Origin of the sequence: Phorcysia thermohydrogeniphila (assembly GCF_004339575.1) — a bacterium.
In the GTDB taxonomy this organism is placed as follows: domain Bacteria; phylum Aquificota; class Aquificia; order Desulfurobacteriales; family Desulfurobacteriaceae; genus Phorcysia; species Phorcysia thermohydrogeniphila.
In genome coordinates this window covers 39500-53163 of the sequence record NZ_SMFV01000007.1, presented here as the reverse complement: position 1 = coordinate 53163, position 13664 = coordinate 39500, and the positions used below count along the sequence as shown (strand labels likewise).

At 45.9% G+C, this 13664-nt stretch carries 12 protein-coding genes, 1 tRNA gene and 1 other RNA gene; 7 read left to right on the top strand and 7 right to left on the bottom strand.

What is annotated here, in order from left to right:
* The 4 genes from CLV27_RS08435 to CLV27_RS08420 all read right to left on the bottom strand — a co-directional run.
* On the bottom strand, positions 1-246 hold a 246-nt coding region (locus CLV27_RS08435), incomplete at its 3' end, for a GTP-binding protein (protein ID WP_243644921.1).
* A gap of 106 nt (positions 247-352) precedes the next feature.
* Positions 353-429, bottom strand: a tRNA-Thr gene (locus CLV27_RS08430).
* Positions 430-479: 50 nt separating this feature from the next.
* Positions 480-2504 carry a ferrous iron transport protein B gene (gene feoB / locus CLV27_RS08425; protein WP_132527762.1) on the bottom strand — a complete coding sequence of 675 codons (2025 nt, stop codon included), beginning with the start codon at positions 2502-2504 and terminating at the stop codon, positions 480-482.
* A complete protein-coding gene (locus CLV27_RS08420) occupies positions 2501-2719 on the bottom strand; it encodes a FeoA family protein (protein WP_132527760.1) in 219 nt (72 codons plus the stop codon). Before CLV27_RS08420 ends, feoB begins: the two co-directional genes overlap by 4 nt.
* 108 nt (positions 2720-2827) lie before the next feature.
* Here CLV27_RS08420 and ppa point away from each other — a divergent pair, with 108 nt between their 5' ends.
* The 4 genes from ppa (at position 2828) to CLV27_RS08400 (ending at position 7900) form a co-directional block, all read left to right on the top strand.
* Complete coding sequence (gene ppa, locus CLV27_RS08415) at positions 2828-3349, top strand: inorganic diphosphatase (RefSeq protein WP_132527758.1); 522 nt, start codon at positions 2828-2830, stop codon at positions 3347-3349.
* Between the two features lie 127 nt (positions 3350-3476).
* Positions 3477-5273, top strand: a complete 1797-nt coding sequence (lepA, locus tag CLV27_RS08410) for a translation elongation factor 4 (protein ID WP_132527756.1) — start codon at positions 3477-3479, stop codon at positions 5271-5273.
* 55 nt (positions 5274-5328) lie between these two features.
* Positions 5329-5676: a transfer-messenger RNA gene (gene ssrA / locus CLV27_RS08405) on the top strand.
* A gap of 169 nt (positions 5677-5845) precedes the next feature.
* Positions 5846-7900 carry a heavy metal translocating P-type ATPase gene (locus CLV27_RS08400; RefSeq protein WP_207891617.1) on the top strand — a complete coding sequence of 685 codons (2055 nt, stop codon included), beginning with the start codon at positions 5846-5848 and terminating at the stop codon, positions 7898-7900.
* Here the strand turns inward: CLV27_RS08400 and CLV27_RS08395 are convergent.
* Positions 7884-8573 carry a thioredoxin fold domain-containing protein gene (locus tag CLV27_RS08395; protein WP_132527754.1) on the bottom strand — a complete coding sequence of 230 codons (690 nt, stop codon included), beginning with the start codon at positions 8571-8573 and terminating at the stop codon, positions 7884-7886. The genes CLV27_RS08400 and CLV27_RS08395 overlap by 17 nt on opposite strands.
* A gap of 80 nt (positions 8574-8653) precedes the next feature.
* On the opposite strand from CLV27_RS08395, the gene CLV27_RS08390 reads away from it, so the two are divergent.
* The 3 genes from CLV27_RS08390 to acpP are packed head-to-tail and all read left to right on the top strand — an operon-like array spanning position 8654 to position 10170.
* Positions 8654-9136, top strand: coding sequence for a DUF2391 family protein (locus CLV27_RS08390; protein WP_132527752.1), 483 nt, complete (start codon positions 8654-8656; stop codon positions 9134-9136).
* Between the two features lie 14 nt (positions 9137-9150).
* Positions 9151-9879, top strand: a complete 729-nt coding sequence (gene fabG / locus CLV27_RS08385) for a 3-oxoacyl-[acyl-carrier-protein] reductase (protein WP_132527750.1) — start codon at positions 9151-9153, stop codon at positions 9877-9879.
* 57 nt (positions 9880-9936) lie between these two features.
* Positions 9937-10170, top strand: a complete 234-nt coding sequence (gene acpP, locus CLV27_RS08380) for an acyl carrier protein (protein WP_132527748.1) — start codon at positions 9937-9939, stop codon at positions 10168-10170.
* A 43-nt stretch (positions 10171-10213) separates the two neighbouring features.
* On the opposite strand, the gene uvrA is transcribed toward acpP, so the two are convergent.
* Together uvrA and CLV27_RS08370 are read right to left on the bottom strand one after the other, a co-directional pair.
* Entirely contained in the window at positions 10214-13030 is a 2817-nt protein-coding gene (gene uvrA / locus CLV27_RS08375) for an excinuclease ABC subunit UvrA (protein ID WP_132527745.1), read from the bottom strand.
* Between the two features lie 83 nt (positions 13031-13113).
* Positions 13114-13644, bottom strand: a complete 531-nt coding sequence (locus tag CLV27_RS08370; RefSeq protein WP_132527743.1) for a Uma2 family endonuclease — start codon at positions 13642-13644, stop codon at positions 13114-13116.
* Positions 13645-13664 lie beyond the last annotated feature (20 nt).

Sequence of the window (13664 nt, the reverse complement as noted above, 5' to 3'; positions counted from 1 at the left end):
GCAATCAACGTGGGCGTAGTGGTACTTGTCGGATTCGTACTCTACGTGGGCAGTGGCGATTGTGATACCCCTTTCCCTCTCCTCGGGAGCTTTGTCAATCTGGTCGTAGGCTACTTCCTGAGCGAGACCTTTGAGGGCGAGACAGTGGGTGATAGCAGCTGTGAGGGTTGTTTTACCGTGGTCTACGTGTCCGATTGTTCCTACGTTCTTGTGGGGCTTCTTCCTTTCAAATTTCTGCTTTGCCATAATCCTATCCTCCAAAAATCTATTTGGGCTTTAGTGTTTGACGGTGGAAATTTAACAAGGGAAGGGGAAAAATTCAAGGGGGGATTTTCTTTATTTTTAAAGAAAGTGGTGCCCACGGGCGGAGTTGAACCGCCGACCTCACCCTTACCAAGGGTGCGCTCTAACCTCCTGAGCCACGTGGGCAGCTATGATGAAAAATATAGGCTGATATGCCGTGATTGCAACAGGCAGAGCTACTTAAGAAAGAGGCTTGCTACGTGATAAACGCCAAAGGCTATGACCCAAGCTGTCGTTAACTCTATGGCAATAGCTAGGATTGGGTATTTCCAAGTTCCGCTCTCGTGCTTTATTGCAGCAATGGTTGCGATGCAGGGCATGTAGAGAAGGGTAAATACCATGAATGCAAGGGCACTTGCCGGCGTGAAAATGTGGGCAATCGCCTCAATTACGTTTTCTTCTGCTCCGTAGAGCGTTCCGAGGGTTCCAACGACTACCTCTTTGGCAAGAGCTCCAAAAATGAGGGCAACTACAGGTTTCCAGTCGCTTATGCCGAGGGGTTCAAATATGGGAAGTAGCCACTTACCAACGTGCCCAACTATGCTGCCTTCCCCTGCATAATCTACTCCCGGAGGAAGGCTTGCAAGGGCCCAGATGAATACGGAGAGGGCAAGGATTACCGTTCCGGCTTTATACACAAATTCCCTTACCTCTATCCAAGTCTGGTTAAAGACAACGCTCCACGCTGGGAGTTTGTAGGGAGGGAGCTCTATGAAAAAGTCCTCTTCTTCCGATTCTGGTTTAAATGACTTTGAGAGGAGAGCTCCAAGGGTTAGAGCTAAAAGAACGCCTAAAAGGTATAGGGAAAAGATAACGAGGGATTCTTTCTCTCTAAAGAACGCAGCTACAAAGACGGCGTAAACTGGTAACCTCGCACTACAGGATATCCAAGGGATTATGAGCATGGTTATTAGTTTCTGCCTTGTGGAGCGCATAGCCCTTGTTGCGTAAACTGCAGGAACGTTGCATCCAAAGCCAAGTATCATGGGGATTACAGAAGCCCCACTTAGTCCGAATAGCCTCATAAAGTTGTCCCAGAGGGCAGCAGCCCTTGCCATGTATCCCGTATCCTCAAGGATGGACATCGTCAGGTAAAGAATTCCAAGGACAGGAAGAAAGACCATAACGGCTCCGACGCCGGCAAGGACGCCGTTGTTTATTAGTGAGGTTACAAAAGGTGGAAGGGATGAGAGGTAACTTTCAACAAGGCTTGGGAGAATCCTGCTAAACACGATATCAATCAGGTTACTTAAAGGAGCGCTTAAGTCAAAGGTTAGCTTAAAGACTAACCACATTACCCCGAAAAAGATGGGAATGCCGGTAAATGGGTTTGTAACGAACCTGTCAATCCTGTCGCTGATTCTCTCCTTGGGGATTTCCCTGATACTTTTAATGACCTTCCTTGCAATTTGTGAGGCTAAGTTAAACCTCTCTCTTGCTATGTACGATGGAAGGTCGCACCTGTGTCTCTCCTTTATGAACTCCTCTATTTTCTCTATTTCCCTGAAGATGCTCTGGGGCAGTTTTAACTGCTCCTTAGCCTCTTCTGTTACCTCCGGGTCTTTCTCAAGGAGTTTTATTACAAACCACCTTAGGTTGTAGGGGAAGTTTTTTTCAGTGATTAACCTCTCAATTTTCATTGAGAGGAGCTCTATGGCGTTTTCAAGGTCTTCAGAGTAGGTAGGGGTTATTCCTTCTGGCTTTAGTCCTCCCGTTGCTACCCTTAGCAGTGTTTCTGAGAGCTCCTCAAGTCCCTTCCTCTTTAAGGCAGAGACGGTTACTACCGGAAGTTTCAGTATTCTCTCAAGAGCTTTACTGTCAACGGAGAAGTTTTCAAGCTCGTCAGCTTTGTTTAGAACTAAGACCGGTTTAATTCCCATCTCAAGGAGCTCTAAGGTGAGATATAGGTTTCTGCCAAGGAGCGTAACGTCAATGACGTTCATTACGACGTCGTAGTCCCCTTTCAGGAGGAAGCTCCTTGCAACTCTCTCTTCAAGGGTGTAGGAGGTAAGGCTGTAGATTCCCGGAAGGTCTATAAGCTCTACGTCAACGCCACGGAAGTTGTACTTACCGACCTTTTTCTGAACCGTAACGCCCGGCCAGTTCCCTACTTTTTCGGTCGTTCCGGCAAGGGCGTTCATTATGGCAGTTTTTCCAACGTTGGGGTTCCCGGCTATTGCTACCCGGATACTCCTTTTCATTCTTCCTCCACCTCTATCTTTGAGGCCATACCCTTTCCGAGGGCAAGTCGCGTTCCAGCTATCTCCACAATCATAGGGCCCGGAGGAGATTTAACAACTGTAACCTCTGCACCGGGGTAGATACCTATCGCTGCGAGGCGGTTTCTCAGACCAAGACCACCTTTTATGTTAACTACCCTAACTCTTTTTCCTGAGGGGGCTTCCAGTAACTTCATTTTCACCTCCTGAGTTAAATAATATGAACTTTTTTAAGTGTGGTCAACTTTGGATGACTGAAGTGTCTTATAATTCAACCTAAAACCTAAACTAAAGGAGGAGGTATTATGGATGTAAAGAAGATACCACCGGGAAAGAACCCTCCTGAGGATATCTACGCTGTAATAGAAATACCTCAGGGTTCCAACGTGAAGTACGAGGTGGACAAGGAAAGTGGGGCTGTTTTTGTTGACCGTTTCCTCTTCACTCCGATGTTCTACCCTGCAAACTACGGTTTTGTTCCAAACACCCTTGCAGATGATGGAGACCCTATTGACGTCCTCGTTATCTCAAGACAGCCTGTCGTTCCCGGTAGCGTAATTAGGTGTAGGCCAATCGGCGTTCTCGTGATGGAGGACGAGAGCGGACAGGATGAGAAGATTCTTGCCGTTCCTGTTGACAAGCTTGACCTTACCTTCTCTAAGGTAAAGGAGATAACAGACCTTCCAGAGGCTACTCTCAACGAGATAAAGCACTTCTTTGAGCACTATAAGGACCTTGAGCCCGGCAAGTGGGTTAAGGTTAAGGAGTTTAAGGGAAGCGACGTAGCTAAGGAGATGATTAAGAAGGCAATAGAGAACTGTAAGTAAGAGCTCTCAGGCAGCCTCGTGGCTGCCTTTTTTAATTAAACAAGGAGGGGGATGTAAAGCTAAAATTCCAATTGGCGGTTGTTTTTTGCTTTTCCTATATTTAACCAAAACCTTTTGAGGGAATCGGATGGGGCAAGAGCTTATAAGGAACTTCTGCATAATTGCCCATATAGACCACGGTAAGTCTACTTTAGCAGACAGGCTTCTTGAATATACGGGTACGGTTTCTAAGAGGGAGCTCAAGGAGCAGATGTTAGATACTTTAGAGCTTGAAAGGGAAAGGGGCATTACCATTAAGCTAAACGCCGTCCGTATGAAGTATAAGGCCGACGACGGAAAAACCTACACCATGCACCTTATAGATACTCCCGGTCACGTGGACTTTACCTATGAGGTTTCAAGGAGCTTAGCGGCCTGTGAGGGAGCTCTCTTAGTTATTGACGCGACTCAGGGGATTGAAGCCCAGACCATTGCCAACTTCTTCTTAGCCCTTGATGCAGGTCTTGAGATTATTCCCGTTATAAACAAGATAGACCTTCCGAGCGCAAACGTTGAGTGGGTGAAGGAGCAGATTGCAGATGTTCTTGGACTTGACCCCGATGAGGCCATCTTAGCCTCTGCAAAAGAGGGGATAGGAATAAAGGAAATACTTGAGGCGATAGTAAAAAGAGTCCCTCCTCCCTCTGGCGACCCTGAAAAACCGTTAAAGGCGCTCATCTTTGACTCTTACTACGACAACTACAAGGGGGTTATCCCCTTTATAAGGGTTTTTGACGGCGTTGTAAGGCCGGGAATGAGAATAAAGCTCATGTCAAACGACAAGGAGTTTGAGGTCGTTGAGGTTGGAACTCAGACTCCCAATAGAGTTACCTTACAGGAGCTAAAGGCCGGAGAGGTAGGCTGGATAGCGGCCAACATTAAGAACATTGAGGATACACAAGTTGGTGATACGATAACCGACGCAGAGAACCCAACAGAAGAGCCCTGTCCCGGATTTAGGCCTGCAAAACCTATGGTCTTTGCCGGACTCTACCCTGTGGACTCTGACGACTACGAGAACTTGAAAGAAGCCCTTGAGAAGCTAAAGCTTAACGATGCTGCCCTCTTCTTTGAGCCTGAGACTTCTGCTGCCCTTGGCTTTGGCTTTAGGTGTGGATTCTTAGGACTCCTTCACATGGAAGTTATAAAGGAAAGGTTAGAGAGGGAGTTTGGCTTAAATCTCATTGCTACTGCTCCAAGCGTTATCTATAAGGTTTACCTTAAAGACGGTAGCGTGATTGACGTTCAAAACCCTGCCGAGATGCCTCCTGCTGAAAAAATAGAGAGGATTGAGGAGCCCTACATAAGTGCTTCAATAATTACGCCGGCAGAGTACGTAGGGCCAATAATGCAACTGTGTCAGGATAGGCGTGGCATTCAGACGGGCTTTACCTACCTTGACCAGACGAGGGTGGAGCTCCGCTACGACATGCCACTTTCCGAAATTCTCTTTGACTTCTTTGATAAGTTAAAGTCTGTTTCGCGTGGTTACGCCTCCTTTGACTACGAGTTTGCTGGTTACAGGCCTTCCGACCTTGTTAAGCTTGACATTCTCATAAACAAGAAGCCCGTTGATGCTTTATCCGTTATCGTCCACAGGGACAAGGCTTACCAGAGGGGAAGACAGCTCGTTGATAAGCTGAAGGAGATAATTCCGAGACAGCTCTTTGAGGTTGCAATACAGGCTGCAATTGGAAACAAGATAATTGCCCGCTCTACCATTAAACCTTTGAGGAAGGACGTTCTTGCAAAGTGTTACGGTGGAGACGTAACGAGGAAGAAGAAGCTCCTTGAGAAGCAGAAAGAGGGTAAGAAGAGAATGAAGATGCTCGGCAAAGTGGAAGTTCCACAGGAGGCCTTCTTGGCTGTCCTTAAGGTTGAGTGAGTGGATTTGCAAATTTGCAATAGCAGTCTATATTTTAAGTGTGGATGAATAAAGTGGGGGTGAATGGTTTCGACGGGGATGCAAAGGCTTGGGTAGTGGCAGGCCGGGTGCCAACCCGTAAAAGGCACTGCAAATAGCTGCCGACGAAACTCTCGCTCTCGCCGCCTAAATAAACGCGGCGACGTCCCCCGGAGCTCCGCCTGCCGGCTCCGGGTAGGGCGACAGAGAGGCGGGCTGGGCTACTTCCCGCGCCCTCCGGGGGTAGCCGAGAGCTAAGAGGGCTGGCTCTGGGACGCCTGCCCGTGGGCTAATCCCAGAGCGAGAAGTAAAACACGGGCTAAGCCTGTAGAAGCTACCCGAGCCGCATCTCCGGACGCGGGTTCGAATCCCGCCACCTCCACCAATTTAAATAAAAAAATCCCTCCCTCTTTTAGATACCCAGCTTATTTACCCCAAGTAATCACTTTGTAGCTCTGTGTATCTTTTTGAGTTTCACTACTTCAAAAAACAACAATAAGTTATTAAGGGTAGAGGTATTTCTTTAAGTGAAACGGCATAGAGGAGAAGCCTGTATGGAAGTTAACGTAAACTCAAAAAAATCTCATGGTAACCATTCTAAAAAACACAACCACAGTATGAAAGCTTCAAGTCATGGGAAAAGCCATGTAAATCATAAAAGCCATCACTCCCGTATGGTAGAAGACTTTAAAAGGCGGTTCTGGATTTCTCTTATACTGACAGTCCCCGTTCTGGTTTTGTCTCCATCAGTCCGGAGCTTGCTGGGTATTGAGAAAGTACTCCGATTTCCCGGAGACCTCTATGTCCTCTTTGGGCTGTCAACCGTAATCTACCTTTACGGAGGTTACCCTTTCCTCAAGGGCTTCTACAAGGAGATAAAGACGAAAAAGCCGGGAATGATGACCCTTATTGCTACTGCGATAACTACGGCTTACCTCTACAGCAGTTTTGTCGTCTTCGGGTTAAAGGGAAAAATCTTCTTCTGGGAGCTGGCGACGTTAATAGACATCATGTTGCTTGGTCACTGGATAGAAATGAAGTCCGTCATGGGGGCTTCTAAAGCCTTGGAGGAGCTGGCAAAGCTGATGCCTTCAAAGGCTCACAAGCTTATGCCGGATGGGACTTTAAGGGATATTCCCCTTCAGGAGCTAAAGCCGGGAGATATAGTTCTTGTAAAGCCGGGTGAAAAGATTCCTGCAGATGGCGTTGTTATTGAGGGGGAGACCTCGGTAAATGAGGCTATGCTGACCGGTGAGAGTAAGCCTGTCCCTAAGAAGAAAGGCAGTATAGTTATAGGTGGTTCTATCAACGGGGAGGGTTCAATTAAGGTTGAAGTTAAAAAGACGGGGAAGGACTCCTTTTTATCTCAGGTGATTGAGCTTGTAAGGAAGGCTCAGGAGAGTAAGTCTAAAACTCAAGATTTGGCAAATCGTGCTGCGGTCTGGTTAACGGTAGTTGCTCTATCTGGAGGGGCTATTACTTTCCTCGTATGGACTGTGATAATGAAGAAGGACGTTGCCTTTGCCTTGGAGAGGACGGTTACCGTTATGGTTATCACCTGTCCCCATGCCCTTGGTTTGGCAGTTCCTTTAGTGGTTGCAGTTTCAACTGCCCTTGCAGCAAAGAGTGGTTTTCTTATACGAGACCGTTCTGCCTTTGAGAGGGCGAGAAACTTACAGGCGGTGGTATTTGATAAGACGGGAACTCTAACAGAGGGAAAGTTTGGAGTTACTGACGTAGTTAATTTTTCAGATAACCTTACAGACGAGGAGATTCTAAGGTATGCAGCTTCTATTGAGCTACACTCAGAGCATCCCATCGCTAAGGCCATAGTAACCTCGTCTAAGGGGTACATGGAAGTAGAGGGTTTCAGGGCTATTCCGGGGAAGGGAGCAGAAGGTAGGGTAAATGGAAAGCATGTGATGGTTGTTAGTCCGGGTTTTCTAAGAGAAAGGGGTATCAAGGTTGATGATGAGAGAGTTTTAAGGATGGCCTCAGAGGGGAAAACGGTGGTATACGTCCTGATAGACGGTGAGCTAAAAGGAGCTATTGGGCTTGCCGATATCGTAAGGCCTGAGTCTAAGGAGGCAATACTAAAGCTAAAGGAGATGGGTATAAAGTGTATGATGCTCACAGGGGACAATAGACAGGTTGCCAGTTGGGTGTCAAAGGAGATTGGACTTGATGAGTTCTTTGCTGAGGTTCTACCTCACGAGAAGGCAGAGAAAATTAAAGAGATTCAGTCCCGTGGTTTAGTTGTTGCAATGGTTGGCGATGGAGTGAACGACGCGCCGGCGTTGGCACAGGCAGATGTAGGTATTGCTATTGGAGCAGGTACTGATGTGGCCGTTGAATCTGCAGATATAGTGCTTGTGAGAAATGACCCGAGGGACGTTGTTTCTATCGTGAAACTTGCAAGAAGCACTTACAGGAAGATGGTTCAGAACTTGATATGGTCAACGGGGTATAACGCAGTTGCTATTCCTCTTGCTGCCGGTGTTCTCTACGGCTCAGGAATTCTCCTCAGCCCAGCAGTAGGGGCTGTTTTGATGTCTCTAAGCACTGTTATAGTGGCGATAAACGCAAAACTTCTTAAGGTTGAAACGTAGTTAATTTAATAAAGTCGCTAATCTTCTGAGAGAATTCTAAGATTCCTACTGTTACGCTCCTGTCTGGAAAAATAAAGACAGGAGTTCCTGTTATTCCGTACTTTTTGAGTGTATCTGAAACTGTCCAGACCTTTAATTTGCCCCTGTCACAGGTTAAAAGGGGAGGTTGAATTTCAAAAAAGTTCTGGGCGTCCTTTTTTCTACAGACAGCGTCAACTGCTACCTTTTCCTGTTCTCTGTTAAAGGCTGCTGGGACGAAGGAGAGTTTTACCTTCTCAACCAGCTTTTTGAGCTTTTCTCTATTCTGGCGACAGGCGTTACATAGGGGATTGGTTACAACGATAATTTCTTCCCCCTTTCCTGTGCTAAAGAGAACATTTTTCCTTAGTTTAAGGTAGTCTTCCTCTGATATCTTAAGGGGAGGAACTTTAGTAAGGAAGCCTTCTATCAGGAACTTCTTATCAAGGGACAGAAAGAAAGTTTCTCCTTCGGCGGTTTTAACTTTGCAGGCTGAAAAGCTCTCTACCGGTTCTACAGAGACAGCGGTAAAAGGCGTCTTTAATGTTCTGTTGAGGATAGACTGGACTTCTGGAACTGGAGGACAGTTTTGGGCGTAGGAAGCAAAACTGGAAACGAGAACTGTGAAGATTGGGAGTAATTGCTTAACTTTCATTTGGAGCTCCCAAACCTCTTTTAGAGGAATATTGTAATATACACCCTGCGTCTTCCTTAAGTTGCCGTAGGTAGGTTTGTATGGACAGGAAGGAAATAAATGAGCTTAGGCAGGAAATAGAGAGTATTGATAGTAGGTTAAAGGAGATAGCAGAAACCCTTTCTGTAAGCAAAAAAAACTTTAACTTTAACGACTTTATTCAGGAAATTACAGGAGCTGTAATTTTAGCTTTCCCCTTTGCTGCCAATGCCGACATCTGGGAAATTTCAAAGAATATGACTTTTTATCATGCGGCTTTTACGTTTATAGCTACGGTATTGGGACTGTTCATTTTCATAAGGTACGCTAACGTCGGAAACTGGAAAACACAGAACCTTGCAGGATTTATACCTTTAAGGCTTTTAACGAGCCTCATCATTTCTTTGGTAATTTCAGCTCTTTCACTTTTGATTCTTGGAATCTACCCGGGTATCATCAACACCTTTAGCTGGTTCATTAAAACAGTTATACTTGTTACTGTTTTTTCTGTGATAGGCAGTATAGGTCTTGACGCTGCAAAATGATGATGGAGGGAGTTATGTTTGAGGAGTTAAAGGGTAAGGTTGTCTTGGTAACCGGAGGGACGAGGGGCATTGGAAGGGCTATTGCAGAAAGATTTAAGAGCTTAGGTGCTGTTGTTTACATTACGGGAACTAACGAGGAGAGAACGAAGGCTGTAGCAGAGGAGATAGGAGTAAACGGTGTAAAAATGGACGTAACGGACAGAGAAGAGGTTAAAAGGGTAGTTTCAGAGATACTTGAGAAGGAAGGAAGGATAGATGTTCTCATTAACAACGCAGGGATAACGAGGGATACGCTGTTTCTGAGGATGAAGGATGAGGACTGGGACGCTGTCATAAACACCAACCTAAACGGCGTTTACAACGTTACAAGGGCAGTTGTTCCTTCTATGGTGAAAAGGAGAAGTGGGAACATCATCAACATCTCTTCTGTTATTGGCTTTACCGGTAACGTAGGACAGGTTAACTACTCCTCAACAAAGTCTGCCCTTGTTGGTTTCACAAAATCCCTTGCTAAGGAGCTCGGTGGGAGAGGAATAAGAGTTAACTGTATTGCTCCTGGCTACATAACCACCGATATGACTGAGAAGATACCTGAGAAGATAAAGCAGGAGATACTCAAGTCCATTCCACTTAAGAGAGAAGGAGAGCCAAGGGAAGTTGCCGACGTTTGTGTCTTCTTGGCCTCTGATATGGCCTCTTATATTACGGGAACGGTTATTCACGTAAACGGTGGACTTTTTTAAGGCTTGGGCTATAATTCCAGACGATACTTAAAAAATAAAGCTTGGGAGGTCATAAGGATGGAAAACATTGAACAGAAGGTAAAGGAAATCATAGCTGATAGACTTGGAGTAGACCCAGAGGAGGTAACTCCTGAAGCTTCATTCGTAGAGGACCTTGGTGCTGATTCTCTCGATACAGTAGAGCTCGTTATGGCTCTTGAAGAGGAGTTTGGAATTGAAATTCCAGACGAGGATGCTGAGAAGATACAGACAGTAGGAGACGCTATAGAGTACATCCAGAAGCACCTTTAAGTTAGTAGATAGTTGGTAGATTCAGCCCCCGAAAGGGGGCTTTTTATTTTTTACTTAACACTTCTCTTAAAAACTTACCCGTCCACGTGTCTGTTTGGGCAACCTCTTCGGGTGTTCCAGTTGCAACTACACGTCCACCCTTTTCTCCACCCTCAGGGCCTAAGTCAATTATCCAGTCTGCGCACTTTATAAAGTCAAGGTTGTGCTCAATAACTATTACGGTATTCCCCTTATTAACGAGCCTCTGGAGGACGTTTATCAGCTTCTTTATGTCGTGTAGGTGAAGTCCCGTGGTAGGCTCATCAAGGATATAGACGGTCTTGCCAGTTCCTTTTTTAGAAAGTTCTTTTGCTAATTTAATTCTCTGGGCTTCTCCACCTGAGAGGGTTGTTGCAGGCTGTCCGAGCTTTATGTATCCCAGCCCGACGTCGTAGAGAGTTTTAAGCTTGTTCATTATCGTCGGGTGGTTTTTGAAGAACTCCATTGCCTCTTCAACTGTCATCTCTAAGACGTCGTAGATGTTCTTACCCTTGTAGGTAATTTCAAGGGTTTCTCTGTTGTAGCGCTTTCCTCCACATACGTCACAGGTCACGTAAACGTCCGGCAGGAAGTGCATCTCAACCTTTATAACGCCGTCTCCTTTACAGGCCTCACACCTTCCGCCGGGAACGTTAAAGGAGAACCTGCCCTTTTTATAGCCCCGTGCCCTTGCCTCTGGCGTTGCGGCAAAGAGCTCCCTTATCGGCGTGAAAACGTCAACGTAGGTTGCGGGGTTGGAGCGGGGAGTTCTCCCTATCGGGGACTGGTCAACCCTTACCACTTTATCAACGTGTTCTATTCCCTCAATCCTTTCGTGTTTTCCGGGGATAACCTTACTCTTGTAAATCTTCCTTGCCAAGGCCTTGTAGAGTATTTCGTTTATGAGGGTGGACTTTCCAGAGCCGGAAACTCCCGTAACGCAGACAAAGAGCCCCAAGGGAATTTCAACGGTTATGTTCTTGAGGTTGTGCTCCCGTGCTCCTACTATCCTGAGCCACTTACCCTTTGGCTTTCTCCTCTCTTTCGGGATTTCAATTCTTAGCTTTCCGGATAGGTACTTGCCCGTAAGGGATTTTTCGTTTTTCTTGATTTCTTCAGGCGTTCCGGTTGCAACAACTTCACCGCCGTGGACTCCAGCTCCCGGCCCCATGTCAACTATGAAGTCTGCGCTCTCTATGGTTTCAAGGTCGTGCTCTACGACAATAACCGTGTTCCCCAAGTCCCTTAAGCTCTTTAAGGTTTCTATGAGCCTCCTGTTGTCCCTTTGGTGAAGGCCTATACTTGGCTCATCAAGAACGTATAGAACGCCTGTAAGCCTTGAACCTATTTGAGTCGCAAGCCTTATCCTCTGGGATTCCCCTCCAGACAGAGTTGATGTTCTCCTATCAAGGGTGAGGTAGTCAAGGCCAACGTCTATGAGGAACTTAAGCCTGTTTCTGACTTCCTTTAAAACCCTCTCTGCTATTACTGCTTTCTGCCCTGAAAACTTAAGGTTTTCAAAAAATCGGTAGCACTCCCCGACGCTCATAGACTCAACTTCTGCAATGCTTAGCCCCTCTATTTTTACTGATAGCGCCTCCTCGTTGAGCCTTCTCCCCTTACATCTTTCGCAGGTTACTTCCCTGAGGTAGGGCTCAATCAGCTCCTTTACGTAGTCTGACTCAGACTCCACGTAGCGACGCTCTAAGTGTCTTATTATCCCTTCAAAGTAATAGGGGCGGTAGTTGCCCCGACTGTAGGGAACGGTGTTAAAGACCCTTATCGGCTGTTTTTTTGCGTAGAGGAGAAACTCTAACTCTTCCTCTTTTAACTCTGACGCTTTCGTGTAGGACGAAATCCCCAAGTACTCGCACCCAGTTTCTATTAGGTCGTAGAGATACTCAAACTTTGCCCTATTCACAAGCTCAATAGCCTCAATTATGGGCTTATCCCAGTCAATTAAGAGGTCTGGGTCAACTGCAAGCCTAAAGCCAAGACCTCCACACTCAGGACACGCCCCAAGGGGGCTGTTAAATGAGAAAAGCCTTGGGGAGATTTCCTTAAAGCTAAAACCGCAGATAGGGCAGGCTCCCTTTGTTGATATTGTTTCTTCCTCTCTTGTATCGTAGTCCTGAATTGTTACAAGACCTTCTGAAAGCTTTACGGCAATTTCTACTGAATCTGCAATTCTCGTTTTTTCTTTTTGAGAAACCTTTATCCTGTCAACTACTACCTCTATGGTGTGTTTTACCTTTTTCTCAAGTTTTAAGTTTAGTGCTTCTTCAATCCTGTAGTCTTTGCCGTCTATTCTTAACCTGCGAAAGCCCTGCTTAAAGAGCCTTTCAAGGAGCTCCCTGTGCTCTCCCTTCCTCTCCCTTACAACCGGTGAGAGGATTATGACCCTCTTCCCTTCCAGCTTTAAAACCCTGTCAACGATTTCCTGAACAGTCATAGGCTCTATTGGAACGTTACACTTTGGACAGTAGGGAGTTCCAACCCTTGCAAAGAGAACCCTTAAGTAGTCGTGAATTTCCGTTGTCGTTCCAACAGTTGAGCGGGGGTTTTTTGAGACGGTCTTCTGCTCTATTGAAATGGCAGGGGAAAGTCCCTCTATAAGGTCAATGTCTGGCTTTTCCATGAGCTCCAAGAACTGCCTTGCGTAGGCAGATAAACTCTCAACGTACCTTCTCTGCCCCTCTGCGTATAACGTGTCAAAAGCCAGAGAGGATTTTCCAGAGCCGGAAACTCCTGTAATTACGACCAGTTTGTTTTTAGGTATTTCAAGGTCAACGTTCTTTAAGTTGTGCTGACGAGCTCCCTTTATAACGATTTTGTCCTTCATTTTCCCTTTCTCTTCCTCTTTGGAAAGTATTGCTCTTGGAAAAGATAGGCGGTAGGAAGTAGGAGGAAAAGAATCTGTTGTTATTACCAGACTTTGTCAACTTCAAGCTCTAACGGACACTCAATTTCAAAAGTGAACCTACCTGAACTTCCATCAAAGACGTTTATGAACTTATCGCCTGTATGTTTGTAAACTTTGAGCCTCTTTTCATCTGGGTAGACAAGGACGTAGTAGTTTACTCCTTCCCTCTCGTAAAGCTCAAATTTTAAATTTTCGTCCTTAAAGGCTGTTGTTCTTGATACGACTTCAAAAACTATGCTTGGAGTTTTCCTAACGAAATCCTCTGACTCATCTCCACAGACCACTAAAATGTCTGGTCTTACAACAGTGTCCTTGCTTACTATCCAGTCTATCTCGTGGAGAACTTGGCAGTTTTTACACTCCGTAAGCTGGCTGAAGAGCTGTATGTAAATCTTGCCAGCGACAATCTGGTGTTTTTTTAAAGGAGAAGGTGTCATAGCGTAAGGAATTCCCTCTATGAGCTCCCAGTCTCCTTCCCAGCGTTTGTAATCTTCATAAGTGTAGTGGGGAAGGTATCTGTGAGTTAAGGGCATTTTAAACCTTCTCTAAGGGT

Bases quoted from the DNA above. Each gene is read 5' to 3' on its own strand.
- feoB (WP_132527762.1), bottom strand. From the start codon at position 2,504: ATGAAAAGGAGTATCCGGGTAGCAATAGCCGGGAACCCCAACGTTGGA.
- CLV27_RS08420 (WP_132527760.1), bottom strand. From the start codon at position 2,719: ATGAAGTTACTGGAAGCCCCCTCAGGAAAAAGAGTTAGGGTAGTTAAC.
- ppa (WP_132527758.1), top strand. From the start codon at position 2,828: ATGGATGTAAAGAAGATACCACCGGGAAAGAACCCTCCTGAGGATATC.
- lepA (WP_132527756.1), top strand. From the start codon at position 3,477: ATGGGGCAAGAGCTTATAAGGAACTTCTGCATAATTGCCCATATAGAC.
- CLV27_RS08400 (WP_207891617.1), top strand. From the start codon at position 5,846: ATGGAAGTTAACGTAAACTCAAAAAAATCTCATGGTAACCATTCTAAA.
- CLV27_RS08395 (WP_132527754.1), bottom strand. From the start codon at position 8,573: ATGAAAGTTAAGCAATTACTCCCAATCTTCACAGTTCTCGTTTCCAGT.
- CLV27_RS08390 (WP_132527752.1), top strand. From the start codon at position 8,654: ATGGACAGGAAGGAAATAAATGAGCTTAGGCAGGAAATAGAGAGTATT.
- fabG (WP_132527750.1), top strand. From the start codon at position 9,151: ATGTTTGAGGAGTTAAAGGGTAAGGTTGTCTTGGTAACCGGAGGGACG.
- acpP (WP_132527748.1), top strand. From the start codon at position 9,937: ATGGAAAACATTGAACAGAAGGTAAAGGAAATCATAGCTGATAGACTT.
- uvrA (WP_132527745.1), bottom strand. From the start codon at position 13,030: ATGAAGGACAAAATCGTTATAAAGGGAGCTCGTCAGCACAACTTAAAG.
- CLV27_RS08370 (WP_132527743.1), bottom strand. From the start codon at position 13,644: ATGCCCTTAACTCACAGATACCTTCCCCACTACACTTATGAAGATTAC.